This is a genomic window from Xanthomonas sp. BRIP62409 (genome assembly GCF_003992965.1).
GTDB lineage: Bacteria > Pseudomonadota > Gammaproteobacteria > Xanthomonadales > Xanthomonadaceae > Xanthomonas > Xanthomonas euroxanthea.
In genome coordinates this window covers 1-21,582 of sequence record NZ_QEZJ01000016.1, presented here as the reverse complement: position 1 = coordinate 21,582, position 21,582 = coordinate 1, and the positions used below count along the sequence as shown (strand labels likewise).

Annotated in this window: 13 protein-coding genes; 8 read left to right on the top strand and 5 right to left on the bottom strand. The window is 66.5% G+C overall.

All coding sequences use genetic code 11. From position 1 onward, the window contains the following. Positions 1-34: 34 nt before the first annotated feature. The 3 genes from EO170_RS05920 to EO170_RS05910 form a co-directional block, all read right to left on the bottom strand. Positions 35-934: a BPSS1780 family membrane protein gene (locus EO170_RS05920; RefSeq protein ID WP_104584360.1), complete on the bottom strand. Its 900-nt coding sequence runs from the start codon at positions 932-934 to the stop codon at positions 35-37. Positions 935-979: 45 nt separating this feature from the next. Further along, positions 980-1,744: a glutamine amidotransferase gene (locus EO170_RS05915; RefSeq protein WP_126943269.1), complete on the bottom strand. Its 765-nt coding sequence runs from the start codon at positions 1,742-1,744 to the stop codon at positions 980-982. 537 nt (positions 1,745-2,281) lie between these two features. Beyond that, entirely contained in the window at positions 2,282-4,096 is a 1,815-nt protein-coding gene (locus EO170_RS05910; RefSeq protein ID WP_104584362.1) for a GspE/PulE family protein, read from the bottom strand. 90 nt (positions 4,097-4,186) lie between these two features. On the opposite strand from EO170_RS05910, the gene glyQ reads away from it, so the two are divergent. The 3 genes from glyQ to EO170_RS05895 all read left to right on the top strand — a co-directional run bounded on the left by glyQ (position 4,187) and on the right by EO170_RS05895 (position 9,132). Next, the gene (gene glyQ / locus EO170_RS05905) at positions 4,187-5,095 is read left to right on the top strand and encodes a glycine--tRNA ligase subunit alpha (RefSeq protein ID WP_104584364.1); all 909 of its coding nucleotides are present in this window, start codon (positions 4,187-4,189) and stop codon (positions 5,093-5,095) included. Positions 5,096-5,284: 189 nt separating this feature from the next. Beyond that, positions 5,285-7,543 carry a glycine--tRNA ligase subunit beta gene (gene glyS / locus EO170_RS05900; protein ID WP_126943267.1) on the top strand — a complete coding sequence of 753 codons (2,259 nt, stop codon included), beginning with the start codon at positions 5,285-5,287 and terminating at the stop codon, positions 7,541-7,543. Next, positions 7,543-9,132, top strand: a complete 1,590-nt coding sequence (locus tag EO170_RS05895) for a sulfotransferase (RefSeq protein WP_126943265.1) — start codon at positions 7,543-7,545, stop codon at positions 9,130-9,132. Before glyS ends, EO170_RS05895 begins: the two co-directional genes overlap by 1 nt. Before the next feature lie 234 nt (positions 9,133-9,366). On the opposite strand, the gene EO170_RS05890 is transcribed toward EO170_RS05895, so the two are convergent. Then, positions 9,367-12,057, bottom strand: coding sequence for a TonB-dependent receptor (locus EO170_RS05890; protein ID WP_206513983.1), 2,691 nt, complete (start codon positions 12,055-12,057; stop codon positions 9,367-9,369). Positions 12,058-12,293: 236 nt separating this feature from the next. On the opposite strand from EO170_RS05890, the gene EO170_RS05885 reads away from it, so the two are divergent. The 5 genes from EO170_RS05885 (at position 12,294) to EO170_RS05865 (ending at position 19,317) form a co-directional block, all read left to right on the top strand. Continuing rightward, the gene (locus EO170_RS05885) at positions 12,294-14,075 is read left to right on the top strand and encodes an autotransporter assembly complex family protein (RefSeq protein WP_104584372.1); all 1,782 of its coding nucleotides are present in this window, start codon (positions 12,294-12,296) and stop codon (positions 14,073-14,075) included. After that, positions 14,072-17,926: a translocation/assembly module TamB domain-containing protein gene (locus EO170_RS05880; protein WP_126943259.1), complete on the top strand. Its 3,855-nt coding sequence runs from the start codon at positions 14,072-14,074 to the stop codon at positions 17,924-17,926. The genes EO170_RS05885 and EO170_RS05880 overlap by 4 nt, the downstream gene beginning before the upstream one ends. Before the next feature lie 288 nt (positions 17,927-18,214). Further along, positions 18,215-18,649 (top strand): hypothetical protein, encoded by a 435-nt coding sequence (locus EO170_RS05875; RefSeq protein ID WP_126943256.1) that lies wholly within the window; start codon positions 18,215-18,217, stop codon positions 18,647-18,649. 10 nt (positions 18,650-18,659) lie between these two features. Continuing rightward, the gene (locus tag EO170_RS05870; RefSeq protein WP_161960178.1) at positions 18,660-19,109 is read left to right on the top strand and encodes a 3-dehydroquinate dehydratase; all 450 of its coding nucleotides are present in this window, start codon (positions 18,660-18,662) and stop codon (positions 19,107-19,109) included. Then, the gene (locus EO170_RS05865; protein ID WP_164739708.1) at positions 19,090-19,317 is read left to right on the top strand and encodes a hypothetical protein; all 228 of its coding nucleotides are present in this window, start codon (positions 19,090-19,092) and stop codon (positions 19,315-19,317) included. Before EO170_RS05870 ends, EO170_RS05865 begins: the two co-directional genes overlap by 20 nt. Before the next feature lie 90 nt (positions 19,318-19,407). Here the strand turns inward: EO170_RS05865 and EO170_RS05860 are convergent, their stop codons facing one another. Next, complete coding sequence (locus EO170_RS05860) at positions 19,408-21,138, bottom strand: PQQ-binding-like beta-propeller repeat protein (RefSeq protein WP_164740924.1); 1,731 nt, start codon at positions 21,136-21,138, stop codon at positions 19,408-19,410. Positions 21,139-21,582: the final 444 nt, after the last annotated feature.

The following is a 21,582-nucleotide window of genomic DNA, read 5'->3' as shown; positions in this document are numbered from 1 at the left end:
TCTGAGGCGGCAAGCACATCCGCAGGTCAGGGGCTCAGGCCGCAAACACATCCGGGCGTGAGGGCGTCGTCGGCTGGGCAGAAGCGCCTTGGTGCGTGAACATCTGCTTCCAGGCCGCGTAGACCGAGCCGGCGAACACCGGCATCAGCACTGCCATCAGCAGCAGCTGGGCCAGCCACATCGCCACGGTCTGGCCGGCGACCAGGCCGACGATCAGCGCCACGATCATCACCGCGAAATAGATCGCGAAGATGGCGATGAAGGCCAGCACGAAGAACACCAGCATCGCCGGCAGGTTGTGCAGGCTGGCGCGCAGGCTCTCGCGCAGCGCGTGGCCGCCGGTGCTGCGGTCGAACATCACCTGCGGCGGCATCACGAACAGTGCCAGGGTCATCGCCGCGAAGGTGGCGATGGTCAGCAGCAGCCACAGCAGGATCCGGCCGGCCGGCAGGCTGGCGGCCAGCTGCTCGATCTGCACCGGGTCCGGCTGCGCGCCGGACTGGCTGATCTGGTTGATCTTGATCATCACCTCGGACAGCTGCTGCAGCCCGCTGGCGCCGATCATCACCAGCAGCAGCACGCCCAGCAGCAGGCCGGCGATCAGCTGCGGCAGCAGCGACACCAGCAGGTGCGGCGCGCGGCCGTCCTGCAGGCCGTGCAGCAGATGCGACGGCTTGGCGATGCGGCCTTCGTCGACCTCGCGGATCGCCCACAGCAGGCCGCCCATGAACAGCGGGCCGGCCAGCACCAGCAGGAACTGCAGGGCCGGGCCCAGCAACGGCACCAGCACCGACAGCGACACTACCAGGGTGGCGGCCACGCTCCAGATCACCCCCAGCGAGCCAAGCGCCAGCGGCGCCCGCTTCAACAGCGAGAAACCGGTCAACAGCCATTCTGCGCCGGCAGACGCCGGCACCTTGCGGATTTCGCTCATTCCCATTCCGGATCGATACGCACCGGACCATCCGGCGTGGCGCGATTATCGCTGCTTTTGCGTGTGTGCGGCGGGATGAGTGCTCACTGTTTGCAGGCCGCGTGCGTGATGCACGAACCGGCGCAGCAGCTTGCGCGCGATCGGCGCGGCGGTGACCTCCCGGGCGACCGTGCGGGCGCAGTGGCCGTGGCGGGCGATGCACTCGGCGCGCGCCTGCACATAGCCGCGCATGTGGTGGGTGGCAAACTCGGGGTGGAACTGCACGCCCCAGGTGGCCTGGCCCCAGCGGAAGGCATGGCAACGGTCCTGCCGCGAATGCGCCAGCACGATGGCCCCGTCCGGGGCGCGCACCACGGTCTGCATGTGCGTGGCGTGCGCCGGGAAATGCGCCGGCAGGCCTGCAAACAAAGGGTCCTGCTCGGCTGGCGGGTGCAGTTCCAGCGCGATCGTGCCGGACTCGCGTCCGGCCGGGTTGTAGTCGACCTCGCCGCCCAGCGCGTGCGCCAGCAGCTGGTGCCCGTAGCAGATGCCCAGCAGCGGCATGCCCTGGTGGGCGGCATCGCGCAGCCAGGCGGCGCTGCGTTCGCTCCAGTCGGCGCGGTCGGTGACATAGGCGGCCGAGCCACTGACGATGGTGCCGGCAAAGCCGGCGCGGTCGGGCAGGCGGCCGCCGTTGGCGACATCAATGGCGACGGTTTCGTGTTCGGCCAGCCCGGCCGCAACGCGGATCCAGTGCCGAAAGCGGCCGTATCGCTTCATCTCCGGCACGGGATGCCCGGTTTCGATGATCAGGAACGGCAAGGCGGACATGCGGACGAGCATCCAGCAGCGACTGATGTGCCCGATTGTAGGCAGCTCCCGCCGGTTTTTTTCAATTGGCGTGCCAATACATGCAGCTAAGGTTATGCCGGATGGCTATGTGCTGATGGCTGGGGGGCGGGGAGCTGGCTACTCGCGCTGTGTGGATGTAAGAGCAGTGATGGCTGAGATGGTTTGTGCCACGTCGGTTGCCGATTCGGTTGCCGTGGTGATCGTGCGCCGCTGATCTGGTTGTACTCGGCCGTGCCGTGTACCTGGTCAATGGTGAGGCGGAGCCCCTGCCAATGGCGGCATGTGCGTGCCGACGTACCCTCATCCGCCCTTCGGGCACCTTCTCCCGGTGGGAGAAGGGAGAAGGTGGGAGAACGGAGCGAGCGCCTCTCCCGCCGGGGCGAGAGGGCATGGCTTGCGCGCCACTGGCGCGCGTGCCTTGGAGCGCCCGCGTCGCAAACGCGGGCCGGGGCCCGGAGCTGGGGTTGGGGTGAGGGTCGCCTGGGCCGATAACCGTGCAAGTCCCAGGCGATCCGCCTAGTCCCGCGGCGGCAGGACCGACAACACCTCTTCCACCGTGGTCAGCCCGGCGGCGACCTTTTCCAGGCCGGTGCGGCGCAGCGTGCGCAGGCCTTCGCCGCGGGCGGCGTGGCTGAAGCTGGCCAGGTCGGTGTCGGCGCGGATCAGGCTGCGCAAACGCGGTGTCACTGGCAGCAGCTCGTACAGGCCGACACGTCCCAGGTAGCCGGTGCGGCGGCATTCCAGGCAGCCGACCGGCGCGTGCACGTTCAGCACTTCCGGCAGCGTTTCGCCCGGCTCGCGGATCGCCGACCAGTCGTCGTCGCTGAGCGTGTGCGGGCGCTTGCAGTGCACGCACAGCGTGCGTACCAGGCGCTGCGCCAGCACGCCGTTGAGCGTGGAGGCCACCAGATAATGCGGCACGCCCAGGTCCAGCAGGCGCGTGATCGCCGAGGCGGCGTCGTTGGTGTGCAGCGTGGACAGCACCAGATGCCCGGTCAGCGAGGCCTGCACCGCCATCTGCGCGGTCTCCAGGTCGCGGATTTCGCCGATCATGATGATGTCCGGGTCCTGGCGCAGCAGCGTGCGCACGCCGCTGGCGAAATCCAGGTCGATGTTCTGCTGGACCTGCATCTGGTTGAATTCCGGCGCGATCATTTCGATCGGGTCTTCTACGCTGCACACGTTCACGTCCGGCGTGGCCAAGCGCTTGAGCGTGGAATACAGCGTGGTGGTCTTGCCCGAGCCGGTGGGGCCGGTGACCAGCACGATGCCATGCGGGCGCTCGACCAGCGCGCTCCAGCCGGCGGCCTCTTCCGGGCTGAAGCCGAGTTGCTCGATGCTCTTGAACGCCGAATCCGGGTCGAAAATGCGCATCACGCACTTCTCGCCGAACGCGGTGGGCATCGTGGACAGGCGCATTTCCACCTCGCGCCCGCCGGGCGACCGGGTCTTGATGCGACCGTCCTGCGGGCGGCGGCGTTCGGCCAGGTCCATGCGGCCGAGCACCTTGATGCGGCTGACCACCGCGGTCATCACCGAGGGCGGCACTTCCAGCACCTTGTGCAGCACCCCGTCGATACGGAAACGCATGCGCCCGGCCTCGCGACGCGGCTCCAGATGGATGTCGCTTGCCCGCTGTTCGTAGGCGTACTGCAGCAGCCAGTCGACGATATGCACGATGTGGTGGTCGTCGGCATTGACGTCGCCGGCGCGGCCCAGTTCCACCAGCTGCTCGAAACTGGGCAGGCCGGCACCGGGTTCGGCGCTGCGCACATCGCCGCGCGCGCCGCGCACCGACTGGGTCACGCCGAAGAACTCCATCGTGTAGCGGTGCAGGTCCAGCGGGTTGATCAGCGCCAGTTCGATGCGGCGCCGGCTCAGGTGCTGCACGTCGGCCAGCCATTCCAGCGCCAGCGGCTCGCTGGTGGCGATCAGTACGCGCTCGGCATCCAGCGCCAGCGGCAGGATGCGGTGGCGGCGTGCGTAGGCATGCGAGACCACGCCGGTGACCGCGGCCACATCGATGCGGGTCGGGTCGATGCGCAGATAGCGCAGGCCGGTGCGGGTGGCCAGCCATTCGGTCAGCCGTTCCAGCCCGAGTTCGCCGGCCGGCGGCTGCGCGGCATGCAGCTTGAGATTGGCCAGCAGCACCAGCGGATGCACCTCGCTGGCATTGCGCACGCCGGCGGCGGAGAACTGCACGCGCTCATGTTCGTGCGGCACCACCATGCCGTCTGCAAGCAGGGCGGCGGCCACCGGGTCGAACATCAGGCGGCCGCGCGGCAACAGTGCCGCTGCGCTTTCAGTATCGGCCGTACGCCGCTGTTCCATGCTCGAGGTTCCCCTGCAGCGGTGCTCCGCGGCAAAGCGCTGCGGGTCGGCCGGTATACTAGCGCACCCCTTCCGTACGGCCTTTGCTGCATGTCCGATTCCCGGCGCGTTCCAATCACTTTCCAGGGCCTGATCCAGACCCTCAACCAGTACTGGGCCGAGCAAGGCTGCGTGCTGATCCAGCCGCTGGACCTGGAAGTGGGCGCAGGCACGTTCCATCCGGCCACCTTCCTGCGCGCGCTGGGACCGGAGCCGTGGAATGCGGCCTACGTGCAGCCCTCGCGCCGCCCCACCGACGGCCGCTACGGCGAAAATCCCAACCGCCTGCAGCGCTATTACCAGTACCAGGTGGCGATGAAGCCCAACCCGGACAATATCCAGGACCTGTACCTGGGCTCGCTCAAGGCCCTGGGCATCGACCCACTGGTGCACGACCTGCGCTTTGTCGAGGACAACTGGGAATCGCCCACCCTGGGCGCCTGGGGCCTGGGCTGGGAAGTCTGGCTCAACGGCATGGAGGTGACCCAGTTCACCTACTTCCAGCAGGCCGGCGGACTGGAGTGCAAGCCGGTACTGGGCGAGATCACCTACGGGCTGGAACGGCTGTGCATGTACCTGCAGAGCTGCGACAACGTCTACGACCTGGTGTGGACCTACGGCCCGGATGGCACGCCGGTGAGCTATGGCGATGTGTACCACCAGAACGAGGTGGAGCAGAGCGCCTACAACTTCGAGCATGCCAATGTGGCCGAGCTATTCCATCGGTTCGACGCCTGCGAGGCCGAGGCCAAGCACCTGGTCGAGGTCGGCCTGCCGTTGCCGGCGTACGAGCAGGTCACCAAGGCCAGCCACGCGTTCAACCTGCTGGATGCGCGCCGCGCGATCAGCGTGACCGAACGCCAGCGCTACATCCTGCGCGTGCGCGCGCTGGCGCAGGGCGTGGCGCAGGCGTATTACGCACAACGCGAGAAGCTGGGCTTTCCCGGAGTCAAGCGCTGATGCTGTGTCCTTCCCCCGCCAGCGGGGGAAGGTGCCCGCAGGGCGGATGGGGGCAGTACGTCTCCGCCGCCTCGGCACGACCCTCATCCGGCGCGGCGCGCCACCTTCTCCCGCTAGCGGGAGAAGGACATTCTCCAGTCACCTTCGTCCGTTGATGGCAGAAGGGACATAAGCCAAGGTTCACCTGACATGAGCGAACAACTTCCCCTGCTGATCGAACTGGGCACCGAAGAGCTGCCGGTCAAGGCGCTGCCGGGTCTGGCGCAGGCCTTCTTCGATGGCGTGCTGGCCGGTCTGGAAAAGCGCGGCGTCGCCGTCACCCGTGGCGATGCCAAGCCGCTGTCCACGCCGCGCCGCCTGGCGGTGCTGCTGCCGGGCGTGGCCACCGAGCAGCCCGAGCAGCGCTCCGAAGTGCTGGGCCCGTATCTCAACATCGCGCTGGATGCCGAGGGCAAGCCGACCAAGGCGCTGGCCGGTTTCGCCGCCAAGGCCGGCATCGACTGGACCGCGCTGGAGCGCACCAGCGATGCCAAGGGCGAGCGCTTCGTGCACCGCGCGGTGACGCCGGGCGCGCGCACCGCCGACCTGCTGCCCGACATCCTGCGCGAGGCGATCGCCGCGATGCCGATCCCCAAGCCGATGCGCTGGGGCGCGCACGAATACGCCTTCGCGCGGCCGGTGCAGTGGCTGGTGCTGCTGTTCGGCGATGCGGTGATTCCGGCCGAGCTGCTGGGCGTGCGTGGCGATCGCCTCACCCGCGGGCATCGCTTCATGCATCAGGGCGAGGTGTCGCTGGCGGCGCCGGGCGATTACATCGAGGCCCTGCGCGCGGCGCATGTGCTGGTGGATGCCGACGCACGCCGCGCACGCATCGTCGAGGAAGTCGAAGCTGCCGCCAGGCAGGCCGGCGGCAGCGCGCGCATCAGCGACGACAACCTGGAACAGGTGGTCAACCTGGTCGAATGGCCATCGGCGGTGCTGTGCAGTTTCGAGCGCGACTTCCTGGCGGTGCCGCAGGAAGCGCTGATCGAAACCATGGAGGTCAACCAGAAATTCTTCCCGGTGCTGGACGATGGCGGCAGGTTGACCGAGCAGTTCATCGGCATCGCCAATATCGTCTCCAAGGACGTGGCTGAAGTCGCCAAGGGCTACGAGCGGGTGATCCGTCCACGGTTTGCCGATGCCAAGTTCTTCTTCGACGAAGACCTCAAGCAGGGGCTGGAGGCGATGGGCGCCGGTCTGGCCAGCGTGACCTACCAGGCCAAGCTGGGCACGGTGGCCGACAAGGTCGCGCGCGTGGCGGCGCTGGCCGAGGCGATCGCGCCGCAGGTCGGTGCCGACCCGGTGCAGGCGCGCCGCGCCGCGGAGCTGGCCAAGAACGACCTGCAGTCGCGCATGGTCAACGAATTCCCGGAGCTGCAGGGCATTGCCGGGCGTCATTACGCCAAGGCCGCCGGCGAGCCCGGCGAGATTGCGCTGGCGATCGACGAGGCCTACCAGCCGCGTTTTGCCGGCGACGACATCGCACTGTCGCCACTGGGCAAGGTGCTGGCGATTGCCGAACGTTTGGATACCCTGGCCGGTGGTTTTGCGGCTGGTTTGAAACCGACCGGCAACAAGGATCCGTTTGCGCTGCGGCGCAACGCCTTGGGGCTGGCGCGGACGGTGATCGAGAGTGGGTTTGAGCTGGATCTACGCGAGTTGCTAACGAGAGCCTTGAATTCGGCGTACAACGCGTTGATCAATAGCTCGCCTTTCGAGACTAAAGCCATCAAGTCGCACCTCGGCGATAGCGGTATCACGACAGAAGAACTCCCTGAAGAAAATTCAAAAATCCAAGCCCGTCGATTCACAATCCCTGATCTTGCGCCAAAAAGCGCTGAGCTCTTCGACTTCATCCTGGACCGCCTACGTGGTTACTACGCAGACAAGGGCGTCGCTGCCACCCACTTCAATGCGGTCGCCGCACTGTTCTCGGTCGCGCCCGAGGGCGCTCCTGCATCGGCCAGCGTAGGAGCGCACCTGGGCGCGACCCACGGTTCCCTCTACGACTTCGACCGCCGCATCGAGGCGATCGGCATCTTCGCCACGCTGCCCGAAGCCGAAGCCCTGGCCGCGGCCAACAAGCGCATCCGCAATATCCTGCGCAAGGTCGAGGGCGAGATTCCCGGCGATATCGACCCCAGCCTGCTGCGCGAGCCGGCCGAAGAAGCCCTGGCCGAAGCGGTGGAAGCGGCCATCGGCGATACCGGTGATGCGCTGCACCGGCACGACTACGTCGCCGTGCTCGCACGCCTGGCGCGGTTGCGCCCACAGGTGGACGCGTTCTTCGACGGCGTCATGGTCAACGCCGAAGACCCGCAACTGCGCGCCAACCGCCTGGCCCTGCTGAAGAAGCTCGGCGACCGCCTCGGCAGCGTCGCCGCCATCGAGCATCTGTCCAGCTGATGGCCGCGTCCGCCGGCGCGGTGCACTGGCAGACCGCGCAGGCCGCGTTGGCACGTCGCGACCTGGGTGTGGCCGCGTCTGCGCTGCAGGCATTGCTGGAGGTGGAGCCCACGCACGTGTCGGCCCGCGTGCTGCTGGCCGGCACCGTGCTGGCCAACGGCAGGATGCGCGAGGCGGTGGCGCAGTTGCGGCTGGCCGCAGGCGATCTGGGTGACGACGTGGCGATGCGTTGCCGCGTGGCGCAAGCCTTGCTGCGTGTCGGCGAGCATCGCGTACTGCATGCCTTGCTGCGGCATCCGTCGGTGATGCAATGCAACGATGGCCCGACCCTGGCCTTGCTCGCGCATGTGCATCAATCGCTGGGCGAACATGGCGACGCGCTGGCGATGATGCGGCGCGCGCAGGCCTGCGGATTCGATGGCGCGGATTTCCGTTTCTTTCTTGCGGTGCAGCTGCAATTCAATGGTCGCCTCGATGAAGCGGCGCAGGCGCTGGAGCATGCGCTGGCGCAAAAGCCCGGCTATGGCCGCGCGGCGTTGACGCGTGCGCGCCTGCGCCGTCAGACCACCAGCAGCAACCATGTCGAGCAACTGCGTGAGCAACTGCAACGTGCCAAGCCCGACAGCGAAGATCGCGCCGGCCTGGCGTTCGCGCTGTACAAGGAACTGGAAGACCTCGGCCAGACCGGGGCTGCCTGGGACGCGCTGCAGCATGGCAATGCGGTGATGCATGCGCGCCTGCGCCACGACGCCGATGCAGAAGCTGCGCTCTATACGCAGCTGGGAGCACTGGCCCAGCAAGGCGTGTTCGCTGGGCAGCAAGCCCCGGCCGCGCACGGCCCGCAGCCGATCTTCGTGCTCGGCTTGCCGCGCTCGGGCACCACGGTGCTGGAGCGGATGCTGGGCAATCATTCCCAGATCGTGTCGGCTGGCGAGTTGAACGACGTTGGCCATCAACTGCGTTGGGGCGCCGACCAGGCCGGCCGCAGCCTGCTGGATGCGCGTGTGCTGCAGGCGCTGCCGACGCTGGACTATGCGCAGGTCGGCGCGCGTTACCTGGAACAGACGCAATGGCGCGCAGGATCGGCACATTGGTATATCGACAAGCTACCGGCCAACGCGGTGGCGATCGGCCCGATCGCACGTGCCTTGCCGGGTGCAGTGATCGTGCATCTGGTGCGCGAGCCGATGGCGGTGTGTTTCTCCAATTACCGCGCGTTGTTCGGCGACTCCTACGCCTACAGCTACGACCTGCACACGCTGGCGCGTCACTATCAGGCGTATCACGGGTTGATGGCGCAGTGGCGCGCGGCATTGCCGGGCCGGGTGATCGATGTGGACTATGCGCAGATGGTGCGTGATCCATCCACGATCCTTGAGCAGCTGATGGCGCGCTGCGGGCTGGAGATCGAGCCCGGTCAGATCGATATCACCCGCAATGCAGCTGCATCGGCCACGCTGAGCAGCGTGCAGGTGCGCGAAGGTGTGCATGGGCGCAACGTGGACGAGTGGCGGCGCTACGCCACGCAGCTGGAGCCGCTGCGGCTGGATTTGTTGCATGCCGGCCTGATCCAGGCCGACGCACGCTGACAACGGCCAGCACGACGACGCGAGGCTGCTGCATCGGTGCGTGCAGCGTGCCCGCAGCCGAAGTGCCTGCGTGTCGCCAGCTTGGGCTGCGCACCTTTCGGCTACACCAAACTCGCTTAATCGCAGTAGCGGCGATCCCCGAGCGCTTGATTCAAAAACGCTTGCCCTAATGCCTGGCCAAAAACGCCAGCGGCAGCTCCATGGCTGCCGCTGGACGCTACCGCCTCGGATCAGTCAGTGTGCGCCGAAACGCCAGTTCAGCTCCAGCATGTAGGAGCGGCCGTAGCCGGTGTAGTTGAAGATGTTGTAGTACGGGTAGCTGGTGTAGGTGCGGTCGCGTGGCGGGCGGGTGTCGGCCAGATTGTTGACCGTTGCGGTCAGCGAGATGTCGTCGTTGAGCGCATAGTCGAGCGTGGCATTGAGCGTGGTCCACGCCCCGACCTTGCGTGCGCCTTCCACCGCATACCCGTCGGTGCTTTGTTGCGCCACCAAGTTGGGCGTGCGGCCATTGCGTTGACCGAACAACGTGGTGGTCCATGCATCTTTCTGCCACGTCACTGAGGCATTGACGATGCTGCGGAACTCGGAGGAGAAGAATGGTTCGCTGAGCAGGTCGCGTACCGGATCCTGCGGGAACTGCTGGCTTTCGTGCTTGAGCGTGAGGTTGTATTGCGCGTCGAAGACGAACAGGCCCCAGGATTCGGTCGCCAGGTTGTACGTCGCCTTGCTGAGCACGCCGGAGATCTCCTCGTTGGAGATATTGATCGGGTTGATGCGGATGTCGCTCAGGCGATTGGGTACCGGTGCATCGGCGGCGGTGCGATCGATGCGCGACAGTGCATCCACGCAGGTGGGCGAGCTGATATCCAGGCTGCCGAGGCGGCAGGCCGATTCGGTCTGCAGCAGGTTGTCGGTGCTCAGGTCGCTGACTTTCTGGTCGATCTTGATGTTGTAGTAATCGGCGTTGACGCTGAAGCGCGCACTCGGCGACCACACCACGCCATAGCCCCAGGACTTTGCCGTGATCGACTGCAGGTCCCGATTGCCGGCGCGGCGTCCGGCGATCGAGGTACCCGCATAGGTGCAGTCGGCGATCGGCACGTTGGGCTCTTCGAGTGCGCACCGGTAGTAATCGTTGACGCCCTGGAAGAAGCCGCTGTCGCCAGCGAAGGAAAACGCCATGTCCGGTGCCTTGAACGCGGTGGCATAGTTGCCGCGGAACAGCAGCGAATCGATCGGGCGGAATTCCAGCGCAGCCTTGTAGGTGAACTTGGAATCGCCACCGCCGCCCTGGTTCTTGTAGTCGTCGAAGCGTCCGGAGAGGTTGGCCGTCAACGTCGAGAGGATCGGCAGGCGCATCTCGAATGCCGCCGCCCAGTTCTCGCGCTTGCCGCTGCCCTGGGTGCCGGTCAGCTGGTAGAAGTCACCGGCGATCACACGTTGATCGGTCGGGTTTTCCCAGTACTGGTTGCCCGCCTGCAGCACGCCGGCCACGCCGACGGCACCGGCCGGCAGGTTGAACAACTCGGTGTTGGTGAGCTGCAGGTTGACGTTCTGGGTCCAGGTCCTGGACTTGGTGCGGATCTCGTCGTTGAAGCTGCGGTATTGCGCCGGCGTCAATGCGCGATAGAAGTCGGCGTCGTTGGGCGAATAGATCGGGTAGCCGTAGTACTCGCCTTGCTGGGCGCCCAGGAACTGCTCGCGGAAGAAATCCTCGATGCGATCGGCCAACGGCCATTGCTGGCGGCTGTCGATGCGGTATTCGGCGCGTGCGTAGTACGCATCGTAGGTCCAGTTGCTGGCGCCCAGCCCGCCCTTGATGCCGGCGGCGATGTTGTAGGAGTCGGCGGTCTGGCGATTGTTGTTGAAGTTCAGGTTGCCGGTCTCTTCGGGCGCGAAGATGCGCTGGTAGCCTTCCAGTTGCTGGCTGTCCTGGTTGTAGAACAAGCCGCCGGTATCGGACGAGGTCTGCCAGAAGCGTGAGCCGCTGTTGACCTCCACCTTGGTGCGATTGAGCAGCAGCGTCGCGTAGCCCTGGGTGTTGTCGTTGAAGGCGTAGGTCAGGTTGGCGTAGCCGCTGGCGCTGCGTTCCTTGTTGAGGATGCTGGCGTAACCGGGCTCGGTGCGGCTGCTGCAGAAATTGCCGCGATTGGCGCGGTTGTCGTATTGCACCGAACCGTTGAACAGCGGGCCCAGTGCATCGCAGTTGGCGGCGCCGGGGTCGATGTAGGTGGTTGGCGTGTTGTGCAGCGCGATGCGCGAGCCGTAGCGCAGCGTGGGGTCCGGATTGTCGGAGGTGGAATCGAAATCGCGCCGCTGGTAGCCGTAGATCGGATCCTGGTTGTTGAGCTGCAGGCCCCAGACGAGATCGGCCTTGCCGAGGGTGCTGCCGCCGGTGAGCTGGAAGCGCTGGTTGTTGCCGCCACCGCCGTCGTAGGTGCCCATGCGGTAATTCATCTGCACGCCCTCGACGTGCTTCTTCAGGATGATGTTGACCACGCCGGCAATGGCGCTGGAGCCATAGATCGAGGACTGGTTGCCGGGCGCCACGTCGATGCGTTCGACCATACCCACCGGCACGCTGGCCAGGTCGACGAAGTTGCTCTGGCCGTTGTAGAGCAGCGGGTAATCGGCCATCGGCCGGCCGTCGATCAGCACCAGGGTGAAGCCCGGATCCAGGCCGAGCAGGCTCAGCGACTTGGCGCCGGCGGTGAAGCCGCCACTGAACTGGCCGTCCTGCACCGAGCCGGTGGCCATCGGCTGCGAGCGCAGCACATCGTAGACGTCCTTGAAGCCGCGGCGCTGGATGTCCTGGGCGGTGATGGAGAACACCGGGGTGGCTGTCTCGACCTGCGACCGCGGAATCAACGAGCCTGTCACGGTGACCTTGTTCAATTCAGTCACTGCGTCCTGGTTCTGGGCCATCGCAAGCGATGGCATGGCCAGGGCGGCGCATACGGCGTTGACCAACAAATGGCGCTTCATGGAAACCTCTCTCTCCAAAGGCATGGAACGGGGCGCGACGACCGTGGAGGCCGCGCGGCATCGCTGTCAACGAAACGTTAACAACAGTTCGACTCTAACCAGCCCCTGCGCCTGCGGATAGTCGAGATTGTTTAGATTTTTTGTCCCTTCACGCCTAGGCTAGGTATCCTTTGTAGATGCTTAAAGTCGCGTTTGCTCTCTCCCTGCTGTGCACTCTGCTCGTTCCGCTGCAAGCGGTTGCCCGGGCCACCATCGACAAGATCGAAATCAAGGGCCTGGACGACGACGCCGACGCCGAGATGATCGAGAACATCGAGGTCTCCCTGTCTCTGTATGAGGCCGTGGGCAAGGAGCAGGGCGAGTCGCGACTGGAGTATCTGCTGGCGCAGGCCGAACGGCAGACGCGCGAGGCGCTGGAACCGTTCGGCTACTACTCGCCGACCATCGATCTGGCCGCGCCGCGCAGCGGCGACAAGGTGACGGTGGTGATCACCGTGGAGCGCGGCGAGCCGGTGCGCGTGCGGCAGTCGCATATCTCCATCACCGGCTGGGCCGAGCAGGACCGCTACCTGGGTCAGGATCTCAAGCAGTTCGAACCGCGCGAAGGCCAGGTCTTCAGCCATCCGCAGTACGAAGCGAGCAAGGTGCGCATCACCCGCCGGCTGGCCGAGCGTGGCTACTTCGATGCCGACTTCACCCAGCGCCGCGTCGCGGTGACGCGCGCCGAGCACGCTGCCGATATCGATCTGAACTGGGACAGCGGCCGCCGCTACGACATGGGCAAGGTGCGCTTTGACTACGACTACTTCCGCCCCGGCCTGTTCGAGCCGCTGGTGTATTGGGACGAGGGCAGCTACTACCACGAAGGCAAGCTGGATCGCCTGCGCGAGTCGCTGACCAAGCTCGATTACTTCAGCACCATCGATATCCAGCCCAAGCCGGAAGAAGCCGACGACCAGGGCCGGGTGCCGGTGGATGTGAAGCTCACCCGCGCTAAGCGCACCGTGTACACCTCGGGCCTGAGCTACGGCAGCGAGAGCGGTGCCGGTGTGCGTGGCGGGGTGGAGCGGCGTTATGTCAATTCGCGCGGCCACAAGATGGACACGCAGCTGGATTACGCGCAAAACCGAAAGAGCCTGACCACCAGCTATCGCGTGCCGGCGTTCCGCTGGCTGGATGGCTGGTACACCGCCTCGGCGCGGCTCTATGACGAGCAGACCGAATACATCGACCTGCGCAACGTCAAACTCACCGGCAGCCGCAGCGGCCAGATCAACGAGCGCTGGAGTGCGATCGCTTCGATCAATGCCTTGCGCGAGCGCTGGCGTTTCAGCAGCGGTGACGACTTCGAAGGCGCGGTGTATGAAACCTCCACGCTGATCTATCCGCAGTTGCAAGTGAACTACGTCAATGTCGACGACCGCCTGTTCCCGCGCAGCGGCGTGTCCGGGCAGGCCTTCATCCGCGGCGGTGCCGAAGGCGCCGGCTCGGACACCAATTTCGGCCAGCTCTATGGCCAGCTGCGCTGGTTCCTGGGCGCCGGCGACAATGGCCGGGTGATCCTGCGCGGCGAAGGCGGCACCACCTGGACCAGCGATCTGGTGGCGATGCCGCCGAGCCTGCGCTTCTTTGCCGGTGGCGCCAACAGCATCCGCGGCTATGCCTTCCGCGAAGTCGGCCCGCGCACGCCCAAGCCGGACGAATTCGCGCTCGGTGCCAAGAACGTGGTCACCGCCAGTGCCGAATACGAGCATTACCTCAAGGGCGGCCCCTGGGGCGGCGCGGTGTTCGTCGATAGCGGCAGCGCGTTCGACGACACGCCCGACTGGCACACAGGCATCGGCTTCGGTCTGCGCTGGCGCTCGCCGGTGGGCCCGGTGCGCGTGGACATCGCGCATGGCTTGAACGATCCCGACTCGCAGTTCCAGCTCTATATCGATATCGGGGCCAACCTGTGAGCACACCGACGCCGCCCCCCGCACCGCGCCGCGCGCGTTTCTACCGCCGCCGCCGGTTCTGGGTGGGCTCCGGGCTGACCGTGCTGGGGCTGGTGTTGCTGGCCCTGATCGCGGTGTACTGGCTGCTGCAGACCGTGGCCGGGCGCGATGTATTGCTGGCCCAGGTCACCGCGCGCCTGCCGGTCGGTGCCAGCTTCACCTACGGCAAGGTCGAAGGCCCGGTGGCCGGCCCGCTGACCTTGCGCGATGTCGATTTCCGGTATCAGGACATCCACTTCACCGCCGAGCGCGTGTACCTGGAACCGGACCTGCGCCCGTTGCTCGGGCGCAAGCTGCAGCTGGATGCCGTGCAGGTCAGCAATGCCACCTTGAATCTGGGCAAGAGCGATGAGCCGTTCGCGCTGCCGAGCTGGCCCGAGTCGCTGCCGCAGATCAACGTGCCGCTGGCGATCCAGGCCGACAAGATCGACGTGGAGAACCTGCGCATCACCCAGCTGCAGCAGCCGATGATCGTCCTGCACAAGGTGCAGGGCGGGCTGGAAGTGGCCACCGGCGAACTGCGCACGCGCAATCTGGTGGTCGATACCGACATGGGCGACTTCCGCCTGCACGGCGACTACGTGCCCAACGACGATTACCGCGCCGACCTCACCGCCACCGCGGTGCTGCCGGCCGCACGTGGGCGCACCCCGGCCAGCCTGGGGCTGGTGGCACGCGGCGATCTGGACAAGATGGAAGTGGCCATCGCCGGCCGCGCGCCGGCACCACTGCAGGCCAGCCTGGTGTTCACCGGGCGCGATGATCCGACCTGGACCTTCAAGGCCGTCACCGAGGCGCTGGATACCTCGCTGCTGATGCCGGCCACCAACGGGCAGTACGCCGCCCCGGCCACACCGATCGCGCTGAACCTGCAGGCCTCCGGCAAGGGCGGCAACGCCGACCTGCAAGGCAGCGTCAAGCAGGGCGAGTTGAGCGCCAGCTTGCAGCCCTCGCATATCAGCCTGCTGGACCAGGTCATCACCGTCGAGCCGTTGGTGATCGATACCTTCGAAGGCCGCGCGCAGTTGCGTGGCACTGCCGATTTCCGCGATACGCAGAATCCGAGCTTCCGCTTCGCGGTCAATGCCAGCGGCCTGCGCTTCACCCCGACGCCGGACCCGGCCACCCCCGATGCGCCGGTGGTGCCGGTGGAACTAGTCGATGCGCGTCTGGGCGTGGCCGGCACCCTGAAGGCATGGGCGGCGATCGGCCGCGCCACGCTGGAGCGCGACGGGCAGCAGGCCGCGCTGGTGTTCGACAGCCGCGGCAACGATCAGCGCGCCCAGCTCAAGCAGGTGCAGGCCAAGACCCCGGGCGGCTCGCTGGATCTCACCGGCGAAGTGGGCTGGACCCCGGAGCTGGAATGGGATGTCACCGCCCAGCTGGCCAAGTTCGACCCGGGCTATTTTGCGCCGGGCTGGAACGGCAATCTCTCCGGCAAGGTCGCTTCCAAGGGCCGCCAGCTGCCGGCGCCGGCCGGCGGCGTATCGCCGGGCTTCGAAGCCACGGCGGATATCCCGACCCTGAGCGGCCAGCTGCGTCAGCGCGCGCTGTCGGCCAACGGCAAGTTCGCCCTGCGTGCCGAACAGGGCGAAGGCGAATTGCAGCTGTCGCTGGGCAATAGCCGCATCAACGCCAAGGGCAAGGTCGGCGACCAGCTCGATATCGCCGCGCAACTGCAGCCGTTGCAGCTGGACGATGTCCTGCCCGGCGCCACCGGCACGGTGCGCGGGCAGCTGCAGGTCAGCGGCAAGCGCGATGCCCCGGACATCACCGCAGACATCGCCGGCAGTGGCCTGCGCTGGAACGACTACAGCGCGCAGAGCATCAGCCTGCGTGGACGCCTGCCGTGGCGCGGCAGCGACGGGCAACTGGCCCTGCAGGGCACGGCGATCGAAGCCGGCGTGGTGCTGGACAGCGTGCGCGTGCAGGCACGCGGTGCAGTGGAAGCGCTGCGCCTGGATGCCGAGATCGCCAACAGCATGGCCAACCTCGCGCTGCAGGGCGATGTCCGTCGCAATGGCGAGCGCTGGCAAGGCCAGGTCGCCACGCTGCGGATCGCACCGGCCAAGGGCGATGCCTGGGCGTTGCGCCAGCCGGCGCAGTTCAGCACCGACGGTGCGGCATTCACGCTGTCGGATACCTGCCTGGGCGCAGCCACCGGCGGTGCGCTGTGCGCCAGCGCCAACTGGCCGCGCGAGGGCATGGTGGTGCACGGCGATGCACTGCCGCTGTCGCTGGTGCAGCCGTGGCTGCCCAAGCAGGAGGGGCGGCAGATCTATCTGCGCGGCGAGCTGGCGCTCGATGGCAGCTTCAAGCCGCGCGGCAATGCCTGGGAAGGCTCGTTCCGCATCGCCTCGCCCGAAGGCGGCATTCGCCTGGGCGAAACCCGCTACGCGGCGGTGGCCGGCAATCCCAACCGCGGCGAATTGCTGCGCTACGACCAGTTCAGCGTGCAGGCCGATTTCACCCCGCAGCAGATCCAGGCCAAGCTCGGTATCGGCTTCCAGGGCGCCGGCTTTGTCGATGCCAAGTTCAACACCGGCTGGGATGCCTACGCCCCGCTCAACGGCGAGCTGTATCTCAATATGTCGCGACTGTACTGGCTGGAGCTGGTGGTGGCCGATGTGGTGCAGCCCAAGGGCCTGGTCGAAGGCCATGTGAGCCTGCGCGGCACCCGCGACAAACCGCTGCTGGGCGGCGATGCCACCTTGAGCAACTTCACCGCCGAATATCCGTCGATGGGCCTGACCCTGAGCGAGGGCAAGGGACGCTTCGACGCACTGCCGGATGGCTCGGCCAAGATCACCGCATCGGCCAAGTCCGGCGAAGGCACGCTCAACATCGATGGCGGGCTGTCGTGGTTCGGCACTAGCACGCCGTTGCTGCTGAATATCCGCGGCCAGAACGTGCTGGCCTACAACACCAGCGAGTTGCGCATCATCGCCAATCCGGACATGCAGTTCGGCATCACCGACAACACCATGCAACTGCGCGGCAAGGTCACCGTGCCCGAAGCCGATATCGACCTGGAACGCCTGGATCGCGGCACCTCGGTGTCCGAGGACGTGGTGGTGCTGGACCCGGTGGACCCGGAAGAAGCGCCGGCCTCGCCACTGGATATGGACCTGGCCATCGTGCTTGGCGACAAGGTCAACATGAGCGGCTTCGGCCTGAAGGGCGGGCTGAGCGGGCAGATGCAGATCCGCGCCCGCCCGGGCCGCGAGATGACCGCCAACGGCGGGCTGGACGTGCGCGGCCGCTACAAGGCCTACGGCCAGGATCTGACCATCAGCCGCGGCCAGCTGACCTGGAACAACAACATCGTCTCCGACCCGCGCGTGAGCCTGCGTGCCGAGCGCAAGGTCGGCGATGTCACCGCCGGCATCGACGTCAGTGGACGCGCCGAATCGCCGCGTGCCGATGTGTGGTCGGAGCCGGCGATGTCGCAATCCGAAGCGCTGTCCTACCTGGTGCTCGGCCGCGGCCTGTCCACCGCCAGCAGCGACGAAACCCAGCAGGTCAGCGCCGCCTCGGCCGCGCTGTCGGCCGGCAGCAGCCTGATCGCCTCGCAGATCGGCGCCAAGCTGGGCCTGGACGAGGCGGGGGTGAGCGAATCCAGCACCGTTGGCTCGGTGGTGGGCTTTGGCAAGTACCTCTCGCCGAAACTCTACGTCGGCTACGGCGTGTCGATGGTCGGCAGCGGCTCGGTGCTGACGCTGAAATACCTGCTCAGCCGCGGCTTCGATATCGAAGCCGAATCCAGCACGGTGGAGACCAAGGGCTCGGTGAACTGGCGGCGGGAGAAATAACAGCCAATCGCGCACCAGTGCATCACGTGGTGCGTGTGGCGCCGCATGTGTCAGGTTTGGGCTTGGCGCAATGCGGATATCGAGGGATGTTCGGCCATGCGTGAGGCATCGCCAGGTTGAGCGCTGCAGTTTTATCTACACGCTGTGCCGCGTTGCCGGGCGCGGTACACCGGCATCGCGCAGGCATTACGCACTTTTTATGCCTGCGCACCAGCGCGCAAATAGCCCCTTTATGCCCGGCAGGCCTACCTTGTCACTCCCGCACTGTGGTGCGTTGAGCCAAACACGATGTGTATCCTGATTTTGCAAGGTCCGCAGGCCGATCCGGCGCGGGTGGCGCCGCTGCAGCTGCCCGAGTGTGCCGGCCGTGCGTTGCGCACGCTGGCGTGCGCCGATGTCGACGGCTTGATCGCCGGCTTGCAGGCGGCCGGTGGCGACGCCGAGGTGGAGCTGGTGCTGCTGGATTCGGGTGATCTGGCGCCGTCCGCGCGTGCGCAGGTGCATGCGACGGCATTGCGTGCGGCATTGGATGCGCTGCACACGCCCTACATCGAGCTGCATACCGATGCCGACCAGGAGCTGGAGCCGTGGCTGCATCCGCAGCACGCGCCGCTGGCGGTGGTGATCACGCCGCACGACGCGCCGCGTGCGTATGCGATGTCGCTGGGCATAGCCGCGCGTTGTCTGCCTTCGCTGCACGCGCCGTTGCGCGCCGCTGCCTGAGGAGGCCGCCATGTCGATCATGATCGTGCGTGGTCCGGAGGCATCGTTGCCGCTGGTGCGTGGTCCGCAGCCGTTGCCGCGGGCCGTCATTCGGCAGCTCGTGCAATGCGCCGGCGACGCGGGCAAGACGGTGGCCTTGCGTGCCTGCGGGTCGGAGCAGGAGCTGCTGGATGCCCTGCGGGTGGCCGGGCAGGCGCGGATGGAAATCGCGCTGATCGATCCGGGCAGCTGCGTGGACAGTGCGCGCCTGCACCGTGTGCTGGGCGCGTTGCCGTATCCGTTCGTGGAGGCCCACGACGATAGCGTGGACCGACCGGAGCGTTGCCTGCCGGAGGGTTTCGGGCAACGCATCGCGACGGTGCGCGGCTACTGCGCGCAGAGCTATCTGCTCGGGCTGGAGATCGCGTTGGAACATCTGGGCTGCACGGAGATCCAGGGCGATGTCCACGTCGGTACCTGAGCTGCGCCAGTTGCATTACTTCGCCGACTACGAGGGTTATTGCGACGGTCGGCCGGTGCTGTGGGGGCAGCTGGCCCACAGCGTGGAGGTGCCCGCCGATGGCGTGCTGGATGCCGCCGGACTGGTCACCGCGTTGCGCCGCCGCGCGGCCGAGGCGCACGGACTGGAAGCGGGGCAGATCCGCTTGTGCCAGGTCACGCGGCTGTAGCGGCGTGACACACAACGACGCCACCGGAAGGTGGCGTCGTTGTCCTGCGGTGACTGCGCGTCGTTCGACGCAGATCACCCGGGTTGAGGCTTACTTGGCCGGGCTGGCCTCCGGCACGAACTTGGTCAGCTGGTTGGCCGTCGCCGCCGTGCCGAAGTTGAAGCGGCCGTAGCCGGCGCCCCAGTACAGCGCACCGTCCACGATGGCCGGCGAGCTGATCACCGAGCCGGTGGCGTCGTGATTCCACAGCGTGGCGCCGGTGTCGGCATCCAGGGCGACCATGTTGCCGGCCATCGACCCGGCGTAGAGCAGGTTCGGCGACACCGTCAGCGAGCCCTGGCCACCGGCCGGCACGGTCGGATTCACGCGGTTGATGCCGGGCACCTTGACCTGCCACTTGATCTTGCCGGTGGCGGCATCCAGCGCGGCCCACGAGCCGCCATTGTGGCTCTGGGTGTTCGCCGGTCCCAGCGTATAGGTGGCGTTGGTGCTGTTGTTGATGGCCACATAGACCTGCGACTTGTACGGGTCGAACGCAGTGCCCCACTCGACGCCGCCGGTGGTGCCGCCGGGGCCGACCTGGGTCGACCACACCTTGGCACCGGTCTTGGCGTCGAAGGCCCAATAGATGCCGCTCTTCTGCCCTGCGCCGACCAGTTGCTGCGCCTTGCCATCGCGCCACACGGTGAACAGCTGCACGCCGGCACCGCCGAAGTCGTAATCAGGACCGGTCAGGTTGGTTGCCTGGGTGTTCGGGCACAGGCCATTGGTGGGCGCCACGATGCACGACAGGTTCCAGGCGTCGTAGCCTTGTGCACGGTCGGCCCAGACCAGCTTGCCGGTGTCCAGATTCAACGAGACCACCGAGTCGACGTAGTTGTCCGGGGCCATGCACGCCAGTTCGTCCTGCACGGTGAGTTCGCTGCCGCGGTAGGAGCGCGCGTTGGAGACGCAGTTACCCACGCTGGCGGGAATGTTGTAGTTGTTGCCGGTGCCGAAATACAGGCGGCGGCTGATCGGATCGATCGCCACCTGGCCCCACACCGATGCGCCGGTATACCCCTCGGGCACGTTGTAGAACTGCCACACCTTCTTGCCGGTACTCAGATCCAGGGCCACCACGCTGCCGCGGAAACTAAAGGTGTGGGTCGAATCCAGGTTGCCCCAGTCGCCGGAGGAAATGCCCACGTAAATGCGGTTGCCGTAGATCACCGGCGAGGAGGTGATGCGCGCCTGCGGGTTGGCTTCGGCGGTGGTCTTCCACAGCAGCTTGCCGGTCTTCTTGTCGATGGCCAGCACGGTACCGGCGGCCTGGTCGCCGACGATGATGCTGTTGGCGCTGATGGCCGGAGTGTTGCGCGTCACCGAGTTGGCATTGCCGGTGTAGTCGGACAGCTTGGCCTGCCAGTTCGGCTTGCCGGTCTGGGTGTCGACGCTATACAGCGTGCCGCCCCAGTCGGGCACGTACAACGTGCCACCTTCCACGCTCGGCGTGGCCGAGATGTCGCCGGTAGTGGTCAGGGTCCACGCCGGGACGAGGCCCTTGACGGTGGTGCGGTTGATCTTCCACTCGCCCGGCGCGAAGCGCTGGTTCAAGTAGCCGCCGCCGGCGGTGGTCCAGCTGGTGGGGCTGGCAAACGGAAGGTCTTTGCCGAAGCTGCGCCAGATCTGGCTGGAGCCTGCGAAGGCCTGGGTATCCAGGGACGACACCGGCTGTTGTGCGGTTGCAGGGCCGGGCTGGGCGAAAGCCACTGCGCTGGCAAGCAGGCAGGGAACGAGCGTCAAACTGCGAAATCGCAAGCGGCGAATTGAATGTGTCATCACGGCATGTCCATAGATGGAAGGAAGCGCTGGATCCCCCCGGATCTGCCGGGTGAAGATGGCCGATCGGCGAGACCATGCAACACACGCATGTCGCTGCATTCATTCAACGGTCGGGTCCGGTCGCATCTGGTACGACCAGCTCGCAAAATTTGCGTTCAGCCTGTTCGGTATTCGCACAAATGCTGATGATTCATCACTATCTGCATCAGCCGCGATAGGAAAAATGATTGGCCGCAAGACCGGTGTATTGCCCGCAAATCAATGGTCTGCAAAAAGTAACCAGGAAATTTTGCGCCACCTTGGCAGGTTGGTCACGGTGTTGAACAGCGCCCCTCTCCCCAGGGTTCGAGAAGGCACTGTTTGCGCGCCACTGGCGCGCGTGCCTTGGAGCGCCCGCGTCGCAAACGCCGGCCGGGGCGCGGAGCGGGGGTTGGGGTGAGG